Source organism: Austwickia sp. (assembly GCA_016699675.1).
Lineage (GTDB): Bacteria > Actinomycetota > Actinomycetes > Actinomycetales > Dermatophilaceae > Austwickia.
Map to the genome: position 1 here is coordinate 351,352 of CP064985.1, position 18,435 is coordinate 369,786.

An 18,435-nucleotide genomic window follows, 5' to 3' on the forward strand; every position below is an offset into this window, starting at 1 on the left:
TCCGAGTCTGCGCGAGATCGCTTGCGTGACAAGAGTGTTCACGTAGGGGCCGGGCGAGCTCCCCGACTACAGTCAGCAAGATGATCAGCCCGGGCCGCCGACTCCCCAGGTTTTCGTATCACGGGCGGGCCCGCACCCTCGGCCGGCGGACGGGGCGGGCGCTCGCCGACCTCTCCACGCCCGCCCTGCACCCGCAGGCGCCCATCGTGCGCGCCTACTGGTGGGAGGCGAAGAAGAACTTCGGCGACCTGCTGACCCCCGTCATCCTGCGTCGGCTGGGGGTGCTCGCCGTCCGCGCGGAGATCGACTCGGCGCAGGTGGTGGGCGTGGGCTCCCTCCTGCAGCAGCTCCCCCAGGAGTTCTCCGGCGTGCTGTGGGGCACCGGTCAGATCGCCGACGAGCCCCTCGACCTGCCCGGGGTGCGGGCCGTCGCCCTGCGGGGCGAACTCACCCGGGAGCGGCTGGGCGGCCCCGCCGTGATCGCCCTCGGCGACCCCGGCCTGCTGGTGCGCCGGTTCGTCTCGCCCCGGCGAAAGCGCTTCGACCTCGGCGTCGTGGTGCATTTCTCGCACGAGGCCGACGGCGAACTCACGGCGATCCCACGCGAGGGGGCCGGTCGCGTCCGGTTCATCGGCGTACGGCGCCGTCCCCTCGCCGTCGCCGCGGACGTCGCCGAATGCCGGACGATCCTCACCTCCTCGCTGCACGGCCTGATCATGGCCGACGCCTTCGGAATCCCGGCGCTCTGGGTGCGCACGAGCACGCCGCTGTACGGGCACGATTTCAAGTTCTGGGACCACGAAACCGTGGCCCGTCCCACCGCCGGTCGCGGCGTCGACCTGGCCGACCTGTCCTCGCTGGCGGAGGTCTCACGTCGAGCGGTCCTCGCCGATGACGCGGCCATCGAGCGGGCGTGCACCGACCTGACGGCCTCGGTCGGTCCCCTGGTGGAGGCCGTGGCAGCCCCCCGCGTGTCGCCATGGTCCCTGCCCGCGTTGCGGGGCTGATCACTCGTCCGCAACGGGGCCGGTGAGTCGACCGACCGGTAGTCTCGCTCCGTCGAGCCGAGCAGCGCGGCTGCGAGCAGCTCGGAACCGCCGGAGAGGGAGCATCAGATGCCGCGACTGGCCGTGGCCGCGCCGGGCCCAGACGCGGCGGACGCCGCGCTCGCGATCGGCGCGGCCGGCGGGAACGCCGTCGACGCCGCGATCGCCGCCATCGTCGTGGCGTCCTGCACGGAGCCGGGGATCGTCAGCCCGATGGGCGGCGCGTTCGTCAACGTCTGGCAGCCGGGTGGGTCCCCCATGGTCATCGACGGCTACGCCGAGATGCCGGGCCGAGGCCGGGAGCGCGAGCGCTTCGGCTCGGGGGTCTGGCGGGTGTGGATGGAGTACTCGGGCGGCATCTACGTGTCCGGCGGCCCGGGCTCGGTGGGCACCCCGGGGATGTTCGCGGCGCTGGCGGAGGCGTCCGAACGGTACGGCGTGCTGCCCTGGTCCGAGCTGCTGGCACCGGCGGCCGAGGTGCTGCGGCGGGGCTATCGGCTGGGCGCCTCCTCGGCGTACTACCTCGGCTACGCCACCGCCGAGCTGTTCGCCCAGGACGAGGAGACCGTCGCCTTCCTGGCCCAGTGCGGCCAGCCGCCGACGACCGGGGCAATCCTGCGCGACCCCAGCCTGGCCGCCACCCTGGACCACGTGGGCGCCAAGGGCGCGGACGACCTCTATACCGGAGAGCTGGGGCACGCGCTCGCGGCGTACATGGACGACAACGGCGGTCTCCTCTCGCTGGCGGACCTGGAGGCCTACGAGCCGCGCGTCCGGCCGGCGCTGCGCACCCGGCTCGGCGACTGGGACCTCGGCGTCAACCCCGCCCCGTCGATCGGCGGCCCGGTGCTGACGGCGATGCTGCGCCTGCTGCAGAGCCGCCGGGCCGAGCGCGGGACCACCGACGCGCGCGACGTCCTGGAGATCGAACGACTCGTCCTCGACTATCGCCGCCGGCTCATCGACCGGTCCGAGGACCTCGAGCTCGCCGGCCACGAGCTCATCCGGAGCCTGGAGGAGATCGGTCCCGAGGGCCTCGCGGCGGTCGCGACCTCGCAGGACACGATCCACGTCTCGACCGTCGACACCGACGGGCTGGCCTGCGCGCTCACGACCTCCGCCGGCTACGGCTCCGGGGTGACGCTCCCGGGCACAGGCCTGGCGCTCAACAACGCCCTGGGCGAGGAGGAGCTGAACCGCCGCGGACTGCACGCCCTGGCGCCCGGCACGCGGCTGGCCTCGAACATGGCCCCGACGACCGCCCGGCGCGACGACGGCGCCACCCTGGCCGTCGGGTCCCCCGGCGCGGACCGCATCACCACGGCGCTGTTCCAGGTGCTCGGCGGCCTGTGCCTGGACCACCTGCCGCTTCAACAGGCCGTCGACCAGCCGCGGCTGCACGTCGCGCTCGACGACGCCGGCGCGGCCACGCTGCACTACGAGGCGTCCGACCCCATCAGCCCCCTCGCGCGGGAGTCGGGCCTGGCCACCGTTGCCCACGACGCCCTGCACATGTACTTCGGCGGCGTGGGCGCGACCCTCCACCTCCCGGACGGGGGCCTGGTCGCCGCCGCGGACCCGCGCCGGGCCGGCGCGGCCCGCGCGAGCTGACGAGCCTGGGACGAGCCGCATTGCGGCGCAGTTAAACTGGCGCGGTCATCTCGCTTGCTCGACCGTCCTCAGGAGCTGCGTCGTGCCCGTCGACCCGCTCGTCAGCGTCATCATCCCCGCCTACCGCGCGGAGCGGACGCTCGGCGCCGCCCTCAGCTCGGTGCTCACCCAGACCTACGCCCGCACCGAGATCGTCGTGTGCGACGACGGCTCCACCGACGCCACCGCGGCCATCGCGAGCGCGTACGGCGACCGCGTCCGGGTGATCAGCCAGGACAACGCCGGGGTCGCCGCGGCCCGCAACACGGCGATGGCGGCAGCCACCGGCGAGCTGTACGCGCTCCTCGACGCCGACGACCTCTGGCTGCCCGACTACCTGCGCCACATGGTGGCCACCTGGCGGGACGCCGGCGCCGACCGCCGGATGGTCACCGCGACGGCGTACTTCCTCACCGACGCGGGAATCTCCGCCCGGCGCCGGGTCATTCACGACGCCGTGCCCCTGCCGCAGCAGCGGATGCGCGCGCTGGAGGGTCCGTTCGTCACCGGCTTCGCGCTCTTCCCGCGGGAGATGTACGTCGAGCTGGGCGGCTTCGACGTCACGCTGCGGACGGCCGAGGACTACGACTTCTGGGTGCGCGCCGTGTACGCCGGCTACGAGGTGTGCTTCCAGATGGAGCCGCAGGCGCTCTATCGGCGCGCCGGAGCGACCCTGTCCCAGGGGGTCGAGCAGATGGCCGCCGACGAGAACACCGTGCTGCGCCGCCTGCTCACCGACCCGGGGGTCGAGCTCAGTGCCGCGGAACGCGCCCGGATCGAGCTGCGGCTCGGCTCGGACTCGCCCCTGCTCCACATCGCCCGGGGCGAGTCGGCGCTGGCGGGCGGCGACTCGCGGGGGGCCGCCCGGGAGTTCGCCAAGGCCGCCGAGCTACTGCCCAGCAATGTCGGCCTGCGCCGCAAGGCCGCCCTCCTGCGGGCACCGCTGACCGGCCGCGCCCTGGCGACCTTCCAGGCCCGGCGGCACCGCGAAACCTGACCGCGCCCGTCGTACCGGATCGGCGCGCCACCCCACGTACCCGCAGACCCCCCGGCCACCCCCTCCCCGAAGGGCACTCCCATGGACGCACCGCTCGTCTCCGTCGTCATCCCGGCCTACCAGCGCGCCGCGTCCGTGCGGGCCTCGATCGACAGCGCCCTGGCCCAGACCATGGGCGACCTGGAGGTCATCGTCGTCGACGATGGGAGCACGGACGGTACGCCGGAGGCGGTGCGCGCCGTCCGTGATCCCCGCGTCCGGCTCATCGTCCACGAGACCAACCGCGGCGGCAATGCCGCCCGGCAGACCGGCATCGACGCCGCCCGGGGGACGTGGGTGGCCTTCCTCGACAGCGACGACACCTGGGCCGAGGCCAAGCTCGCCCGGCAGCTCGCCCGGTTGGCGCAGGCCGGGGCCGACTTCCGGTTCTGTTACACCTGGTACGACGTGATCCTCGGCGACGGCACCGTCCGGCCGCCGCGGGGCACCTCCGTCGAGGGCTTCCATCGACCCGAGCTGCTGGCGGGCAATATCGTCGGCACGTTCTCGACGATGCTCGTCGCGCGCGACCTCCTCGCCGAGCTCGGGGGCCTCGACCTGTCCCTGCCGAGCTGCCAGGACTGGGACCTCGTCATCCGCGCCAACCGCGTGACGGGCCTGTGCGTCGTGCCCGAGGTGCTGGTGCACTACGCGCACGCCGAGGGCGACCCGCATCGGATCTCCACCCGGAAGACCTCGGTGATCGAGGGGCACCGACGGGTCTACGACCGGCTGCGCGAGGACTACCCCCAGATGAGCGATGCGGACGTCGCCGCCAGCCAGGAGTTCGTCATGGAGGTCTTCGCCCAACAGGGCGCCGTCCTGGACGTGCTGCGCGTCGTGCGGGACCTGCGGCCGCGCGCGGTGGACGCGGACCGGGCCCGGCATGCCGGCCACATGATCGCGCGGGCCGGCCGGCGCCGGCTCACCAGCCCGCGGGGCTGAGCCGCGCCGGGCGGCCGCGGCGCCGCGGGGGTGCCGCTGCGGCCCGGTCGCGCCGGACCGCCTCGTCGGCCGCCGCCACGACCGCCTCCCAACCCTGGCTGGGCATCTTGCGCGCGAACGGCGCCGGGCTGGTCGCGCTGAGCTGCTCGACGAGGTCGGCGGTCAGCCATAGCGGGCTAGACGCGCCGGGCCCCGAAGTGCAACGCCGAGGTGGGGGCGTGCACGAGCCGGTCGGCCAGCTCGCTCGCCAGGCTCTGAACGGCCACCTCGTCCGGGACGAGCATGGTCCGGGCGCGGCGGAGCCCGGACCCGCCCGCGTCGGCCTCCGCGACGATCCGTTGGACGATGTCTCGGCGCAGCGTCATCCACATGCTGGCCTTGACGTACCACGGCGGCCGCTCGACGCCGCCGCGGCGCGGGACCGAGAACCACCAGACGTCCGGGCCGGTCTGCTGGAGCCGGTACAGCTCGACGTACGGCCTCGTGCGGCGCCCCATCCGATCCATGCCCCAGTGCACGGCGCGCTTCGGCACCCAGAGCGGACCGGGCAGCCGGAAGGTGCCGAAGTGGCGGGCGTAGCCGCGCGGGTTCGGGCCCATCGGGGCGAGCACCGCCTGGGCCCCGGTGGCGGCGAGTTCGCGCTCCCATCGCGCCAGATCGCGAATCGGGTAGTCCTGGCCCGAGATCAGCGTGATGTGGTCCGCCGCCGTCAGGGCCGCGGCCGCGGTAAGGGCCTCGAGCATCGCCCGCACCATGGTCCAGCTCCCCCACCGCACCCGCACGTCGCTGCGGAGGTCGATCGCTCCCAGCGGCCCCAGCTCGGCGGGCCCGATCAGTGCGGGGTCCTCGTGGCGCACGACGATCGCCGCCTCGGGCGACAGCTCGCGGATCCGGGCGACGAGACGCAGCACCCCGGGTGCGTCGGTGTGGGCCATGATCACGTAGCAGAAGAGCGCCCCGGCCATCTCGTCCGTCCCCATCGTTCGCTCGCTGTGTTTTCGCCGCTCGCCGGGTCAACCGCGGGTGGCGCGCCGCCGGGCCCGCCAGGAGTAGACCCTCGCGGTCGCGGGGGCGACGGTCAGAAGCTGAGCCTTGAGGCGCAGCGATCGGTCGCTCGGCCGCAGGTCGGACGCCGCCCGGCACATCTCGGCCGCCCGCGCCACCTCCCCGGCGGCCAGGGCCTGAGCCTCCAGCGCGAGATACCAGTCGACGGTCTCGGCCTGCAGCGAACGATCCAGGAGGGCCTGCTCCTCCGGCGTCATCCGGTCGCGGAACTGCGCGGCCAGCCGATGGCGCATCTTCTTCTCGTAGGTGTTCATGCGTTCCGGGTTCGACGACATCGAGCCGCCCTCGTAGCGATAGAGGGCCAGCGGGCGGTCCTCGTAGAGCACCTCCCAACCGCTGAAGATCGCCCGGCTCCAGAAGTCGTAGTCCTCGCAGGCGCGCATCTCCTCGGCGTACCCGCCCAGCTCCTCCCACATCGCCCGCGGGTAGAGCGCGAAGGCCGTGCCGATGTTGTGTTCCAACTGGCGCAGCCGCTGGTCGCTCCCGCGGGGATGCCGACCGGTCCAGTGCGCCCGCTCGGTCACCCCGTGGCTGGACATGAGATAGGAGTTCGCGCAGACGAACACGCGCTCGTGCGGGGCCGTCGTCAGGATCCGCATCAGGGACTCGACGTAGCTCGGCAGGAGCAGGTCGTCGGCGTCGAGGATGGCGAAATAATCGCCGGTGGCGGCCCGGATGGCAGCGTTCCGCGCCGCAGGCAGGCCGGCGTTCGCCTGGTCGACGATGCGCACGTGCGCACCGAAGCCCTCCGCGATGGCCCGGGTCCCGTCGGTGCAGCCGTCGTTGCACATGACGATCTCGAGGTCGGGATAGGTCTGGGCGCGAGCGCTCGCCAGCGCCGCGCCGATCGTGCGCTCGGCCTGGTACGCCGCGATGATGACACTGACCTTGGCGCCCATTCGATTCCGTTTCCTCCCCCGGGGCGAGCCGACCAGGACCCTCGCCCCATCATTGCACCTGGATGCCAACCAGCTACGCGCCCAAGGCAGTTCGACGCTCATTGGATAGGTCGTACGTTCGACCTGGGGTTGGCGAACCACGTCCGCGCGATAGAACAGGTCTGCGTACGTCGACCGGGGTGGCGGACCCGTCGCCGCCCCGTGGCGTGCTTAGACTTGCGTTCGCCGACTGCGGGGGCTGTTGACGGAAGCGGGCCGAACCGGGCCGCCTCGCTGCCGCCACGAGGAGGGCGCCATGAGTCAACCGGACGTCGTCATCGGAATTCCCACGTTCCGAAGACACCTCCAGCTCGGGGCCCTGTTGCGCTCCCTGAGCGCCGAGATCAACAGTCACCGCGTGGCAGCCATCTTGGTGGCGGACAACGATTGCGACGCCACGACGGCCGCGGCCGTGGCCGACGACGCGGTTGGCCTCCCCCCCGTGCAGGTGCTTGGCGTCCCGGAGCGTGGGCTGTCGCAGGTCCGGAATGCGCTGCTGACGGCGACGTACGATGTCGCGCCCGACTGGCGCTGGCTGATCATGTTGGACGACGACGGCCTGGTTCTGCCGGGGTGGTTCGCCGCGCTGATCGACACTGCGGAGCGCTTCGACGCGGACCTCGCGGGGGGCCCGGTGCTGGGCCAGCTTCCGCCGGGCAGCTCCCGCCTCGCGCGCAACAGCATCTACGGCGGCCGTCCGCGATTCCCCACCGGCCCCGTGTCGTGTCTCAACTGCACCCAGAACATCGTCATCGCGCGGCGCATCGCCGATCGGCTGGGGCCGCCCTGGTTCCGCCCTGACCTGGGCCTCGTGGGCAGTGAGGACTACGAATTCTTCCGCCGCGTCGGGGCGGCCGGCGGCCGGCTGATCTGGTGCGACGACGCGTGCATCAACGAGCCGACCCCCGGTCACCGGCTGACGACCCCGTCGATTCTGAAGCGGGCCTTCTACTCGAACGTCGTCAACGGCGGCGTCGACGCGGAGTACGGCCTGCATCCGTCGGTACGGGGCTACGTGCTGCCGCTGGGCCGGCGTCTCGCGCGCGAGATGTGTGCCGGGGTGGCCCGCCGGGACCTCGATCGGCTGACCCGCACCGGCATCGAGGCGGTGGCCATGGCCGGGCGGGCCACCGGCCTGGCCCGGTCTCGACGGCGTGGCCCCGGCGCTCGCTTGGCCCCCCCGCGGGACGTCTGACCCCGCACCGATCCGGCCCGGACGCCCCGTCAACGGGGCATCCGGGCCGGATCGGTGCGCGACTGCCGTCGTGCGCCGCAGGACTCAGACGGTCGCCTCGGCCAGCTTCGCGAGGCCGTGGCTGGCCCGGATCGCGTCGACGATCTGGCCCATCGCCTCGGTCAGGTCGTGGTCCTTGGGCGTGAACACGACGGCCACCCCGGCGTCGCGCAGCTTGCGCGCGTCGCTGTCCGGGATGATCCCGCCCACGATGACCGGGACGTCGGCGGCGCCGGCCTCCTGCAGCCCGCGCAGGATGTCCGGGACCAGCTCCATGTGCGATCCGGAGAGGATCGAGATGCCGACCGCGTGCACGTCCTCGGCCACGGCGGCCGCGACGATCTCGCCCGGCGTCAGGCGAATCCCCTGGTAGACGACCTCGAAGCCGCAGTCCCGGGCGCGCACGGCGACCTGCTCGGCGCCGTTGGAGTGACCGTCCAGGCCCGGCTTGCCGACGAGGAAGCGCAGCCGCGCGCCGAGCTCGTCGCCCGTTCGCTGGACCTGAGCGCGCACGCGCTCCAGCGCCGACCCGGCCGGGGCCTCGCCGACGCCGACCGAACCGGTGACCCCGGTCGGGGCCCGGAACTCGCCGAAGACCTCGCGCAGCGCGGCGGCCCACTCCCCCGTCGTGACGCCGACGCGGGCGCACTGCAGCGAGGCCGCCATGAGGTTCTTGCCGGGGTCGGCCGCGTCGGCCTTCAGCGCGGCCAGCGCCTTCTCGGCGTTCTCCTTGGCCGCGGGGTCGGCGTCTCGTTCGTCGCGCCACTTCTTCACGGCCGCGGCGGCCGCCGCCTCCACCTTCGGGTCCACGGTCTGGATCGCGGTGTCGAGGTCGGCCGTGAGCGGGCTCGGCTCGGTGGTCGTGAACTTGTTGATGCCCACCACGATGTCCTCGCCGGACTCGATGCGCTGGCGCCGCAGCGCGTGGCTGGCGACCAGCGCCTGCTTCATGTAGCCGTTCTCGACGGCCACGACCGCGCCGCCCATCTCCTCGATCTTGGCCATCTCGGCCTTGGCGCCCGCGACGATCTCGGCGACCTTGGCCTCGATGACCGAGCTGCCATCGAAGATGTCCTCGTATTCCAGCAGGTCGGACTCGAACGCCAACACCTGCTGCAGCCGCAGGCTCCACTGCTGGTCCCAGGGCCGGGGCAGGCCGAGGGCCTCGTTCCACGCAGGGAGCTGGACCGCGCGGGCCCGCGCGTCCTTGGACAGCGTGACGGCGAGCATCTCCAACACGATGCGCTGGACGTTGTTCTCGGGCTGGCTCTCGGTGAGGCCCAACGAGTTGACCTGTACGCCGTAGCGGAACCGCCGGTGCTTCGGGTCGGCGACGCCGTACCGCTCCTCCGTGAGTTCGTCCCACAGCCGCACGAACGCGCGCATCTTGCACATCTCTTCGACGAACCGCACGCCGGCGTTGACGAAGAAACTGATCCGGGCGACGACGTCGCCGAACTTCTCCTGCGACACCTGTCCGGAGTCGCGCACCGCGTCCAGCACCTGGATCGCGGTCGCCATGGCGAACGCGACCTCCTGCACCGGCGTCGCGCCCGCCTCCTGCAGGTGATAGCTGCAGATGTTGACGGGGTTCCACTTCGGCATGCGCGAGACGGTGTAGGCGATCGTGTCGACGGTCAACCGCAGGCTCGGCGCCGGCGGGAACACGTGGGTTCCCCGGGACAGGTATTCCTTGATGATGTCGTTCTGCGTCGTGCCGGCGAGCTTGGCGACGTCGGCCTCGATGTCCTCCGCGCCGGCCCCGCGCTCCTTCGCCTGCTCCTCGGCCACGACCTCGTAGAGGCTCAGCAGCCACATAGCGGTGGCGTTGATCGTCATCGAGGTGTTCATCTCGGCCAGCGGAATGTCCTTGAACAGGGCCCGCATGTCCCCGATGTGGCTGATCGGGACGCCGACCTTGCCCACCTCGCCGCGCGCCAGCTCATGGTCCGGGTCGTAGCCCGTCTGTGTCGGCAGGTCGAAGGCGACCGAGAGACCCGTCTGGCCCTTGGCGAGATTGCGGCGGTAGAGCTCGTTGCTCGCGGCGGCGCTGGAGTGCCCCGCGTACGTGCGCATCACCCACGGCTTGCTTCGTTCACCCATGAGCGGAAGGTATCCGACCTGGGCTTTCCCCGCGGCGTTAGCGCCGGTGAATGTGCTCACAGCGGGCCGAACTTCGCCCAGCGGCGCGGCCTCGTCGGCACCGTGCCAGGATCGAGGGCATGGTCAACATCACGCGGGTCTACACGAAGACGGGCGACGACGGGAGCACGGCGCTGGGGGACTTCAGCCGAACCCGGAAGACCGACGTGCGGCTCGCGGCGTACGCCGACTGCAACGAGGCCAACGCCGCCATCGGCATCGCGGTGGCCGCCGGCGGGCTGCGCGACGACGTGCGGACCACGTTGATCCGCATCCAGAACGACCTCTTCGACGTCGGCGCCGACCTGTGCAATCCCCTGGCGACCAGCTACGAGTACGAGCCGCTCCGGGTGAAGGAGGAGTGGGTCGCCGAGCTGGAGGCCGACTGCGACCACTACAACGCGATGACGGAGAAGCTGCGCAGCTTCATCCTCCCCGGCGGCACGCCCGGATCGGCGTACCTTCATCTGGCCTGCACGATCGTACGGCGAGGCGAGCGCGCGACCTGGGCCGCGATCGAGGCCTACGGCACCGAGCCGGCGGCGGAGGGATCCGAGCGTCCGGGCGGGATCAACCCGACCACCGCCACCTACCTCAACCGGCTCTCCGACCTGCTCTTCGTCCTCGCCCGGGTGGCGAACATCGACGCGGGCGGAGACGTGCTCTGGCAGCCCGGCGGGGGCCGCACGCAGGCGCCCCAGGGTTGATCAGGGCTGGTCACCGCCGCGGCGCCGGCCGTTACCAGTCGACCGGTCGGCGCTCCGGCGGTGTCGCCTCGAGCCAGGCGCGCAGGGCGGTGTAGGGATCGGACCCCAGGGCGAGTTCCACCCTGCGCGGGCCGCGGCTCACGGGGGTCCCCTCCAGGAAGGCGTGCACCGTGCCGGCCTCGAGCCGCTGGCCGGGCGCCAGCTCGGCCAAGCTCCCGAGGTCGAGGCCCTGCCGATCCCAGCAATACGCGGGACGCAGCGTCACGCCGAGCAGCGGGATCCAGGCGATCGAGGCGTCGTCGAACCGCAGCAACCCCGCCCGCCAATGCGCGGTGGCCGCGGGACGCAGGTCGCACAGCATCGGGTCGCCCCCGCGAGCGAGGAGGCGGCGCCGGGCAAAGATGAACGCGAGCGCGAGCAGCGCCGCAGCGAGGCAGGCGCCAGCCACGATCTCAGCCGTGACCAGCACCGACACGAATCAACCTCGGGCAGGCGTGGAGGCCGTGGTCACCGTCTCGGCGACGATCCGCACGTTGTTCTCATCGACGGCGAGGAATCCCCCGTCGACGTGGGCGGTCTGACGGCCGCCTTCGGCGTCGATCCGTACGTCGCCCTCCACGAGCACCGTGAGGAGCGGCGCATGTCCGGGCATGATCCCCAGATCGCCCTCGATGCCACGGGCGCTGACCATCCGGGCCTCGCCCTCCCAGACCTGACGGTCTGCGGCGACGAGCTCGACATGCAGAGATGCCACGGGAGTCCTCCGGTCTGTGGGGCAGGTTTCCCCCGGAGTCTATCCGAGCGTCGCGCCGCAGATCGCCGCGACGAGATGCGACCCAGTGCACATCGGTGCCGATCCGGGCCCGCCGATCCGGAGGTGGGCCGCAGCCGCGTCGGAGGTGGGCCTCTGCCGCGTCGGAACCAGGCGGCGCCGCACGGTCGGGTGGGGGACCGAACCCACCAAACCGCTCGCGACGCGCCGGGGCGGCAGTTGGGCGACAGCGGGCTCGGCGACCCAGAATGAGCATGGCCGAGCGATGGCACGGACGTCCGAGTTTCCTTGCGGGTGACCGGAAATCGGCCACGGGATGGCAACTGGCATGCCTCCCTAGCAACGGTTAGGAGACTCGTGTCCACCACCGACACCGATCAGGGCTCGGCGCTGACCGCCCTACGGCACCATTGGTTCGCCGCCCTGCTGATCACCCTGCTCGTGACGATCCTCGGCATCGGCGCGGCGACGACGCGCCCGGTCGTCTACACCGGCGAGACGCGCCTCGCCATCGGCAAGGGCGCTATGAGCGCCCTCAACATCCCCGGCTACCCCACGGCCGCCAAGGAGATGGCCTCGAACTACTCGCGCTGGGTGACCGACCAGGGCACCTCGGGCATCAAACCCCCACCGGGCACGATCTCGCTGTCCGCCTCCCCCATCCCCGAGTCCTCGATCATCCGCATCGAGGCGAAGGCGACCGATCCGGAGGTGGCGACGGCGGCAAGCCAGGCCGCCGCGGACGCGTTGATGGCGGAGGTCAACAAGGTGCGCGCCGAGAACAACCCGGCCGAGGTGATGAAGGACATCGTCGCCCACGCCCCGGACCTGTCCAAGGCCCAGGCCGGGGCCGCCGGCAACCTGGGCAAGTACAACCGCGACCTGGCCAACAAGGCGTCGGCCGAGGTCATCGCGGCCGACCTGGAGGAGTTCGCCAAGACCGACACGGTGCGAGCCCAGCTGCAGGCGGAGCAGGACGCCCGCCTCGACAAGTACCGCCGCCTGGTGAGCCAGAACTCCACGGAGGCCGATCTGCGCTCCACCGGCCAGGGCGCCCAGATCGTCGGGAACGACCGTTCCAGCACCCTCCAGCGTGGGGCCATGCTCGGGTTCGGAGCGGGCGCCCTGCTGGCGTTGCTCATCGCCTCGGGTCTCGACCGGCGGCGGCGTCGGCGGACGGCCCGCCCGGAGCCCGCGCCGAGCCCGCATCGCGAGGGCGGACCGGCCCCCGATCGAGCCGTGAACACCGACCGGCGCGGCCGCCTGGGCCGGGCCCGCAAGGCGCCGGCCGAGACGGTCGCAGACAGCGCCCAGCACCCGTGACCGGCCGAGGGGCCGTGCCCGCCTACGTGTGGTGCCTGCTCATCGGCCTGGCCTGCAACCTCGTCAACGGCAACAGCCAACAGCTCCGGCTGCCGGTCAGCCCGGATCGCCTGTTCATCCCGCTGGCCTTCCTGCTGCTCCTGCTCGACGGTCGGCGCGGGCGCCTGCGCTGGCACGGCGTGCACACGCTCATGCTCGCCCTGGTCGCCTGGACCGTCGGGTCGATGATGTGGCACGGCAACCTGTTCCAGGTGGTGCCGCTGTTCGCGCTGGCCGATCGCATGGTGATCCCGATGCTCCTCTTCGTCACGGCGCCGCTCTTCTTCGACCGGCCGAGCCACCGCGACCTCCTGCTCAAGACGTTGACGCTGATCGGGGTCTACCTCGGCCTGACAGGGATCCTCGAGATGGCCGCGCCCGACTTCGTCGTCCCGGGCTACATCACCGACCCAGAGGTGGGCCTCGGCTACGGCCGCGCCCGGGGCCCGTTCGTCGCCAGCGACGCGATGGGCCTCTCCGCCGCGATCTGCGCCTTCGCGGCGATGCTGCTGCTTGCTCGAGTGCGCACCTCGGGATGGCGGCTCCTCGCGATGGTCGCCGCGGGCGCGGGCCTGACGACGACGGCCCTCAGCCTGACCCGGGCCACGTGGTTCGGCGCCGGCGCCGGGTTGCTCATCGGGGGCCTGCTCATTCCGCGGCTGCGGCGCTGGATCCCCGCGGCCTTCGCCGCCATCGCGGGCGTCGCCGTCGTGGCCCTGGTGGCCATCCCCGGCGTCGCCGATCTCTTCGCCAGTCGCCTCGGCGACCAGAACTCCGTGGACGACCGGCTCGGCAGCAATGCGGCCGCTCTCGCGCTGCTGCACGACCTGCCGTGGACCGGGATCGGCTGGCGCCGGTTCTATCCCGACGGCGCGGAGTGGTTCCGCATCTCCGACGACTTCGCCATGAACAACGTCGTCATCGAGATCCACAACGTGCTCCTGTCCCGGGCCGCGGAGCTCGGCATTCCCGCTGCCGCCGCATACCTGCTGATCTGGGTCTTCGGGCCGGGACGCAGCATGGTCGGCAGGGCGCGCGGCGACCTCTTCGGCTGGCGGGCGCTCGGCGCCGCCGCGTTCGTCGCCTGGGTGGTGACGGGGCTGTTGGGTCCGCTCGCGCTGCCGTTCCCCAACTACGTCGCCTGGCTGCTGGCGGGGGTGGCCGCCTACCCCTGGGCGGTGGCCGACCCGACCGCCGCCGGGCTCGGCGAGACGACCGCATCGCCGGGAGCGGCCGGGCCGGCTCGGGTCGGCGCCGCGATCACCGAGCCGGCTTGCCCCAGTCCTTCTCGATGACCTGGATCTTGTCCCACGGGAATCCGCGCAGGGCCTGATAGGCCTCGCCGCCGTAGCCGAGCGAGCCCCACGGGTTGGTCCCGGTGCGCTTCTCCCAGCGGCCGCCGGTCTCGGCCATGACGGCGACCGCGCCGCCCTTGTCGCACACGATGAATCCGTACTTCTGCGCCGCCCGCGCGATCGCCTTGCCGAGCGTGTTCATCGGCAGGCGGTCGACGTCGACCGAGGGGTCGAGGCGCAGCCGCATCCCCTCCTGCACGGCCCCCGGATGGCTGCTGTTGCCGTCGTCACGATTCGCCGGATAGCCGTGGCCTGGCGCCGCCTCCATCACGACCAGACCCATCGCGTGGTCGATGCGAGCCGCCCTCGCCTCCTCCAGGCGCACCATGTAGCCCGCCGTCGCCAGGCCTGCCGCGCCCACGCCGTACGGCGGCTTGTGCTGTCCCTTCGCGGAGCGGACGCCGTCGATGCGACCACCCCAACAGGCCTGCCACGCGCCGGCGTCGTCCTTGCTGGCGATCCAGAACTCCCACAGCGAGTCCCGGCCCGGGTCGTAGACGGCCAGGTGCCCGTCGGAGCCGGGGGCGGGCACGGCGTCGGCCGGGATCGGCACCTGCGAGAAGTACTTGGGCCCGTCGTACAGCCCCGGCGGCGTCGCCCCCTTCTTCTGGCAGTCGACATACTTCACATCGGTCTTCGGGGTGTCCGCGTCGGCGACGGCGTAGCCCGCCCCGTATTTCGCGACGTTGAGCGCGGCCACACCGCCCCAGTTCTCGGCGACATTGCGCGCCAGCAGGGCCGTCATGGCGGGACCGCGCGGGTTCACCGGTGCCGACGTGACGTCCGCGGCGAACACGGAGTCCGGGGCGAACGTCGGGTATGGCCCGAAGTCCGCCGGCAACCCCCCGCGACCGGTCTCGGAGGGACCCGGGGAGGGCGAGCTGGACGGCGGTTCCGGGCGCGTCGCCCGCTCCAGGGCCACCACGACGCCGCCCGCCAGCACCGCGAGGGCCGCCAGCGCCGCCACGACCTTGCGCGACGGTCCGCGGCGGTGCGCGGGTGCCGCCTCGGTGGACTCCTCGCGCGCCGCCGGATCCGCGGTCTGCCCCGGAGTGCTCATCCGGCCCCCTTCGCAGTCGATGCTGGGCCTTCGCTGGCCCCAGTGTACGGAGCCGCACTCCCCGACCCCGCCGCGACCCGGCCGGGAAGGGCACGGCGGCAACGGGATTCGCGCCCTGGACGCCCGCGCGATCGGTGCCCGGTTCCTGCCCCGACGGGGCGCGCCGCGAGGGCCATCCCCCCGGCGGCGGCGATAATGACGGGGCCGGGCGCCGAGTTATCCCTCGCCTGGCGACGCACCGCCGCCCCCACCGCAAGAAAGGCCCCCCGGTGCCCAGACCCCTGCTGTCCCAGGCCCTGCGCGGCGCCGCCTATGTCGCGTATTACGCGGTCGGCACCCACCTTCCCCGCAGTTATGCGCCCGGCGGCGGGCCAGCGGCCCGGCTGCGGGCCCGCGCCGGCCAGCGCCTGCTCGACCACGCCGGACCGGACGTCAACATCGAGCACGGCGCCACGTTCGGCTCGGGCAAGGGCATCAGCCTGGGCGCCCGCTCCGGGCTGGGCGTCGACGCCGAGATCCTCGGGCCGGTCGTCATCGGCGAGGACGTGATGATGGGTCCGCGCTGCACGATCATCAGCGCCAACCACCGCTTCGATGACGTCACCGTCCCGATGAACCGGCAGGGCTGGAGCGAGGTCGATCGGCCGGTCGTCATCGAGGACGACGTGTGGATCGGCGCCAACGTCACCATCACCGCCCGCGTGCGCGTGGGTCGCGGGTCGATCCTGGCCGCCGGCAGCGTCGTGACCAGGGACGTTCCGCCGTACAGCATCGTCGGCGGCGTGCCGGCGCGCGTCCTGAGGTCGCGGTTGCCCGCCGGGGCGGGGGCGGCGCCGCCCGGCCCCGACGTACCCGGGGCTTGTCGCCCGCAGGGGGGCGACGCGTGAGCGAGGCACCGCGGGCCGCAACGCCGCATGTCGCGTCGCCGTACGCGTCCGTCGTCATCCCGGCGTACAACGAGGGCCAGGTCATCGGGCGCTGCCTGGCCGCGCTGGCGAGCGAGGAGGTCGGGCCGCTGGAGATCGTCGTCGCGGCCAACGGCTGCACCGACGACACGGTGGCCGCGGCCCGCGCCTTCCCCGGCGTGACGGTCCTCGACCTGCCCACCCCCGGCAAGATCGGCGCGCTCAACGCGGCGGATGAGGTGGCGAGCACATACCCGCGGATCTACCTCGACGCGGACATCGAACTGGGCCAGGGCGCCCTGCGGGCCCTCATCGACGCGCTCTCGACGGACCAGCCCCGCTGTGCTGCACCGCAGTTGGCGTTCGATCTGGACGGCTGCAGCTATCCCGTGCGCGCCTTCCACGAGGCCTTCCTGGCCCTGCCCGCCATGTCCCAGACCCTGGTCGGGCGGGGGGTGTACGGCGTCTCGCGGGCCGGGCGAGCGCGCTGGGGCGCGTTTCCGCAGGTGCAGAACGACGACAAGTTCGTCGGCCGGCTGTTCGCCCCCGACGAGCACGTCGCCGTGGCCGGGCTGTCCATCGTGCGCGCCCCGCGCACGCTGCCCGACCTCATCGCCGTGCGCACCCGGGTCGCCCGGGGCAACGCGCAGCTCGCGAGCGCCGAGCACGGCGAGCTGGGCGTCGCCGACGCGGGCGCCGCGGACTTCTCGGCCAGCACGGCCGGTACGACGAGGGCGCTGGCGCGGCTGGCGGCCAGCACGCCACGGCTGTGGCCGGCGCTGGCGGCCTACACCGGGGTCACGGCCGCGGCCCGGCTGCGCGCTCGACGTACGGCCTCCGCGACCAGCACCTGGGACCGCGACGGCTCCACCCGAGCGACGGACGATCCCGTCGCTACGGCTGTCCGGACGGCCGCGCCGCCGCCCGATCCGGGGCGGCGCGTGGCGTACCTCAACAGCCAATATCCCGCCGTGTCCCACACCTTCATCGAGCGCGAGATCGCCGCGCTGCGCGACCAGGGGTGGCAGGTCCACACGTTCAGCGTGCGGCCCTGTCCCCCCGACGAACTCCGCTCCGCGGCCATGCGTGCCGAACACGAGCGGACCCGCGTGATCCTGTCCGACAAGGCGGCCGTCGCGGCGGGGATCGCCCGGCTGGCGGGCACCCATCCCGGGGCGCTGGCGCGGGCGGCGGCGTACGCATCCCGCTGCGGCTACGGCACCCTGCGCGGCAAGACCTGGCAGGGCTTCTACCTCGCCGAGGCTGTCCTCCTGCACGGCTGGATGGCCGAGCTCGGCCTGCGGCACCTGCACGTGCACATGGCCAACGTGTCCGCCGACGTCGCCCGACTCGTCGTCGCGATCGGGAGCGCCATCGACGGGCCCGGGTCCTGGTCGTGGTCGCTGACCGTGCACGGCTACGCCGAGTTCCAGTGGGTCGACCAGTGGGACGTGCCGGCGAAGATCCGCGAGGCCCGCGGCATCGCCGCGATCAGCGACTTCACCCGCAGCCAGCTGATGCGCCTGACCACCACCGACCAGTGGGCGAAGATCGAGGTCGTCCACATGAGCGTCGACCCGGCCGCCTATCCCCCGCCGCCGTCGCCACGCGGCCACGACGGTCCGCTGCGGCTGGTCACCGTCGGCCGGCTCGTCGCCCTGAAGGGCATCCCCACCCTGATCGAGGCGGTGCAGCTGTTGGCGTCCCGGGGAGTCGCCACGCACACGCGCGTCATCGGGGACGGCGAGGACATGGCGGCCCTGCGCGAGACCGTCGCGGCCGAGGGCATCGAGGCCAGCTTCGAGCTGGTCGGCGCCGTCGGGCAGGACGATCTGCCGGCGTACTACCACTGGGCCGACGTCTACGTCCTGCCGTCGTTCATGGAGGGACTGCCGACAGTGCTCATGGAGGCGATGGCGACCGAGCTGCCCGCCGTGGCGACGAACATCTCGGGCGTGGCCGAGCTGGTGGTCGACGGCGCGAACGGGCTGCTGGTGCGGCCGGGCCGACCGGACCAGCTCGCGGACGCGCTGGAGCGGCTGGCCGGCGACCCCGCTCTGCGCGCCCGCCTGGGCGCGGCGGGCCGGGACGCCGTGCTCGCTGAGTTCACGCCCGCGACGACGGGCCCGGCCATAGCCCACTTCCTGGCGCAGACCGTGCCCGCTGCGGTGCCCGCCGCCGCGCCAGCAACGTCCGGGACGCCCGGGACCGGGTGAGC

General features: G+C 72.8%; 16 protein-coding genes. 10 read left to right on the top strand and 6 right to left on the bottom strand.

All coding sequences use genetic code 11. The features are described from left to right. Positions 1-80: 80 nt before the first annotated feature. From IPK37_01640 to IPK37_01655, 4 genes are all read left to right on the top strand, one after another. Complete coding sequence (locus IPK37_01640; protein QQS01213.1) at positions 81-1,007, top strand: polysaccharide pyruvyl transferase family protein; 927 nt, start codon at positions 81-83, stop codon at positions 1,005-1,007. A 108-nt stretch (positions 1,008-1,115) separates the two neighbouring features. Further along, a complete protein-coding gene (locus IPK37_01645; GenBank protein QQS01214.1) occupies positions 1,116-2,657 on the top strand; it encodes a gamma-glutamyltransferase in 1,542 nt (513 codons plus the stop codon). An 82-nt stretch (positions 2,658-2,739) separates the two neighbouring features. Then, positions 2,740-3,693 (top strand): glycosyltransferase family 2 protein, encoded by a 954-nt coding sequence (locus tag IPK37_01650; GenBank protein QQS01215.1) that lies wholly within the window; start codon positions 2,740-2,742, stop codon positions 3,691-3,693. Between the two features lie 81 nt (positions 3,694-3,774). Beyond that, positions 3,775-4,677, top strand: coding sequence for a glycosyltransferase family 2 protein (locus IPK37_01655; GenBank protein QQS01216.1), 903 nt, complete (start codon positions 3,775-3,777; stop codon positions 4,675-4,677). 176 nt (positions 4,678-4,853) lie between these two features. Here the strand turns inward: IPK37_01655 and IPK37_01660 are convergent, their stop codons facing one another. Both IPK37_01660 and IPK37_01665 read right to left on the bottom strand, forming a co-directional pair. Continuing rightward, positions 4,854-5,657: a hypothetical protein gene (locus IPK37_01660; protein ID QQS01217.1), complete on the bottom strand. Its 804-nt coding sequence runs from the start codon at positions 5,655-5,657 to the stop codon at positions 4,854-4,856. A gap of 33 nt (positions 5,658-5,690) precedes the next feature. Then, positions 5,691-6,641 carry a glycosyltransferase gene (locus IPK37_01665; GenBank protein QQS01218.1) on the bottom strand — a complete coding sequence of 317 codons (951 nt, stop codon included), beginning with the start codon at positions 6,639-6,641 and terminating at the stop codon, positions 5,691-5,693. 295 nt (positions 6,642-6,936) lie between these two features. On the opposite strand from IPK37_01665, the gene IPK37_01670 reads away from it, so the two are divergent. Next, positions 6,937-7,875, top strand: coding sequence for a glycosyltransferase (locus tag IPK37_01670; GenBank protein ID QQS01219.1), 939 nt, complete (start codon positions 6,937-6,939; stop codon positions 7,873-7,875). Positions 7,876-7,959: 84 nt separating this feature from the next. Here the strand turns inward: IPK37_01670 and IPK37_01675 are convergent, their stop codons facing one another. Next, positions 7,960-10,017 (bottom strand): protein meaA, encoded by a 2,058-nt coding sequence (locus tag IPK37_01675; GenBank protein ID QQS01220.1) that lies wholly within the window; start codon positions 10,015-10,017, stop codon positions 7,960-7,962. A gap of 119 nt (positions 10,018-10,136) precedes the next feature. On the opposite strand from IPK37_01675, the gene IPK37_01680 reads away from it, so the two are divergent. Next, on the top strand, positions 10,137-10,763 hold the full coding sequence (locus tag IPK37_01680) for a cob(I)yrinic acid a,c-diamide adenosyltransferase (protein ID QQS01221.1): 627 nt from the start codon (positions 10,137-10,139) through the stop codon (positions 10,761-10,763). Positions 10,764-10,794: 31 nt separating this feature from the next. Here IPK37_01680 and IPK37_01685 read toward each other — a convergent pair whose 3' ends face one another. Then, positions 10,795-11,238, bottom strand: a complete 444-nt coding sequence (locus IPK37_01685) for a DUF2550 domain-containing protein (GenBank protein QQS01222.1) — start codon at positions 11,236-11,238, stop codon at positions 10,795-10,797. Positions 11,239-11,241: 3 nt separating this feature from the next. Further along, positions 11,242-11,517, bottom strand: coding sequence for a F0F1 ATP synthase subunit epsilon (locus tag IPK37_01690; protein ID QQS01223.1), 276 nt, complete (start codon positions 11,515-11,517; stop codon positions 11,242-11,244). A gap of 375 nt (positions 11,518-11,892) precedes the next feature. Here IPK37_01690 and IPK37_01695 point away from each other — a divergent pair, with 375 nt between their 5' ends. After that, positions 11,893-12,858, top strand: a complete 966-nt coding sequence (locus IPK37_01695) for a hypothetical protein (GenBank protein QQS01224.1) — start codon at positions 11,893-11,895, stop codon at positions 12,856-12,858. Positions 12,859-12,872: 14 nt separating this feature from the next. Continuing rightward, on the top strand, positions 12,873-14,192 hold the full coding sequence (locus IPK37_01700) for an O-antigen ligase family protein (protein QQS01225.1): 1,320 nt from the start codon (positions 12,873-12,875) through the stop codon (positions 14,190-14,192). Here the strand turns inward: IPK37_01700 and IPK37_01705 are convergent. Then, positions 14,158-14,997: a DUF4124 domain-containing protein gene (locus IPK37_01705; protein QQS01226.1), complete on the bottom strand. Its 840-nt coding sequence runs from the start codon at positions 14,995-14,997 to the stop codon at positions 14,158-14,160. The two genes, IPK37_01700 and IPK37_01705, sit on opposite strands and share 35 nt — an antisense overlap. A 74-nt stretch (positions 14,998-15,071) precedes the next feature. On the opposite strand from IPK37_01705, the gene IPK37_01710 reads away from it, so the two are divergent. Together IPK37_01710 and IPK37_01715 are read left to right on the top strand one after the other, a co-directional pair. Further along, the gene (locus IPK37_01710; GenBank protein ID QQS01227.1) at positions 15,072-16,199 is read left to right on the top strand and encodes an acyltransferase; all 1,128 of its coding nucleotides are present in this window, start codon (positions 15,072-15,074) and stop codon (positions 16,197-16,199) included. Then, positions 16,196-18,433, top strand: a complete 2,238-nt coding sequence (locus IPK37_01715) for a glycosyltransferase (GenBank protein ID QQS01228.1) — start codon at positions 16,196-16,198, stop codon at positions 18,431-18,433. The genes IPK37_01710 and IPK37_01715 overlap by 4 nt, the downstream gene beginning before the upstream one ends. Positions 18,434-18,435: the final 2 nt, after the last annotated feature.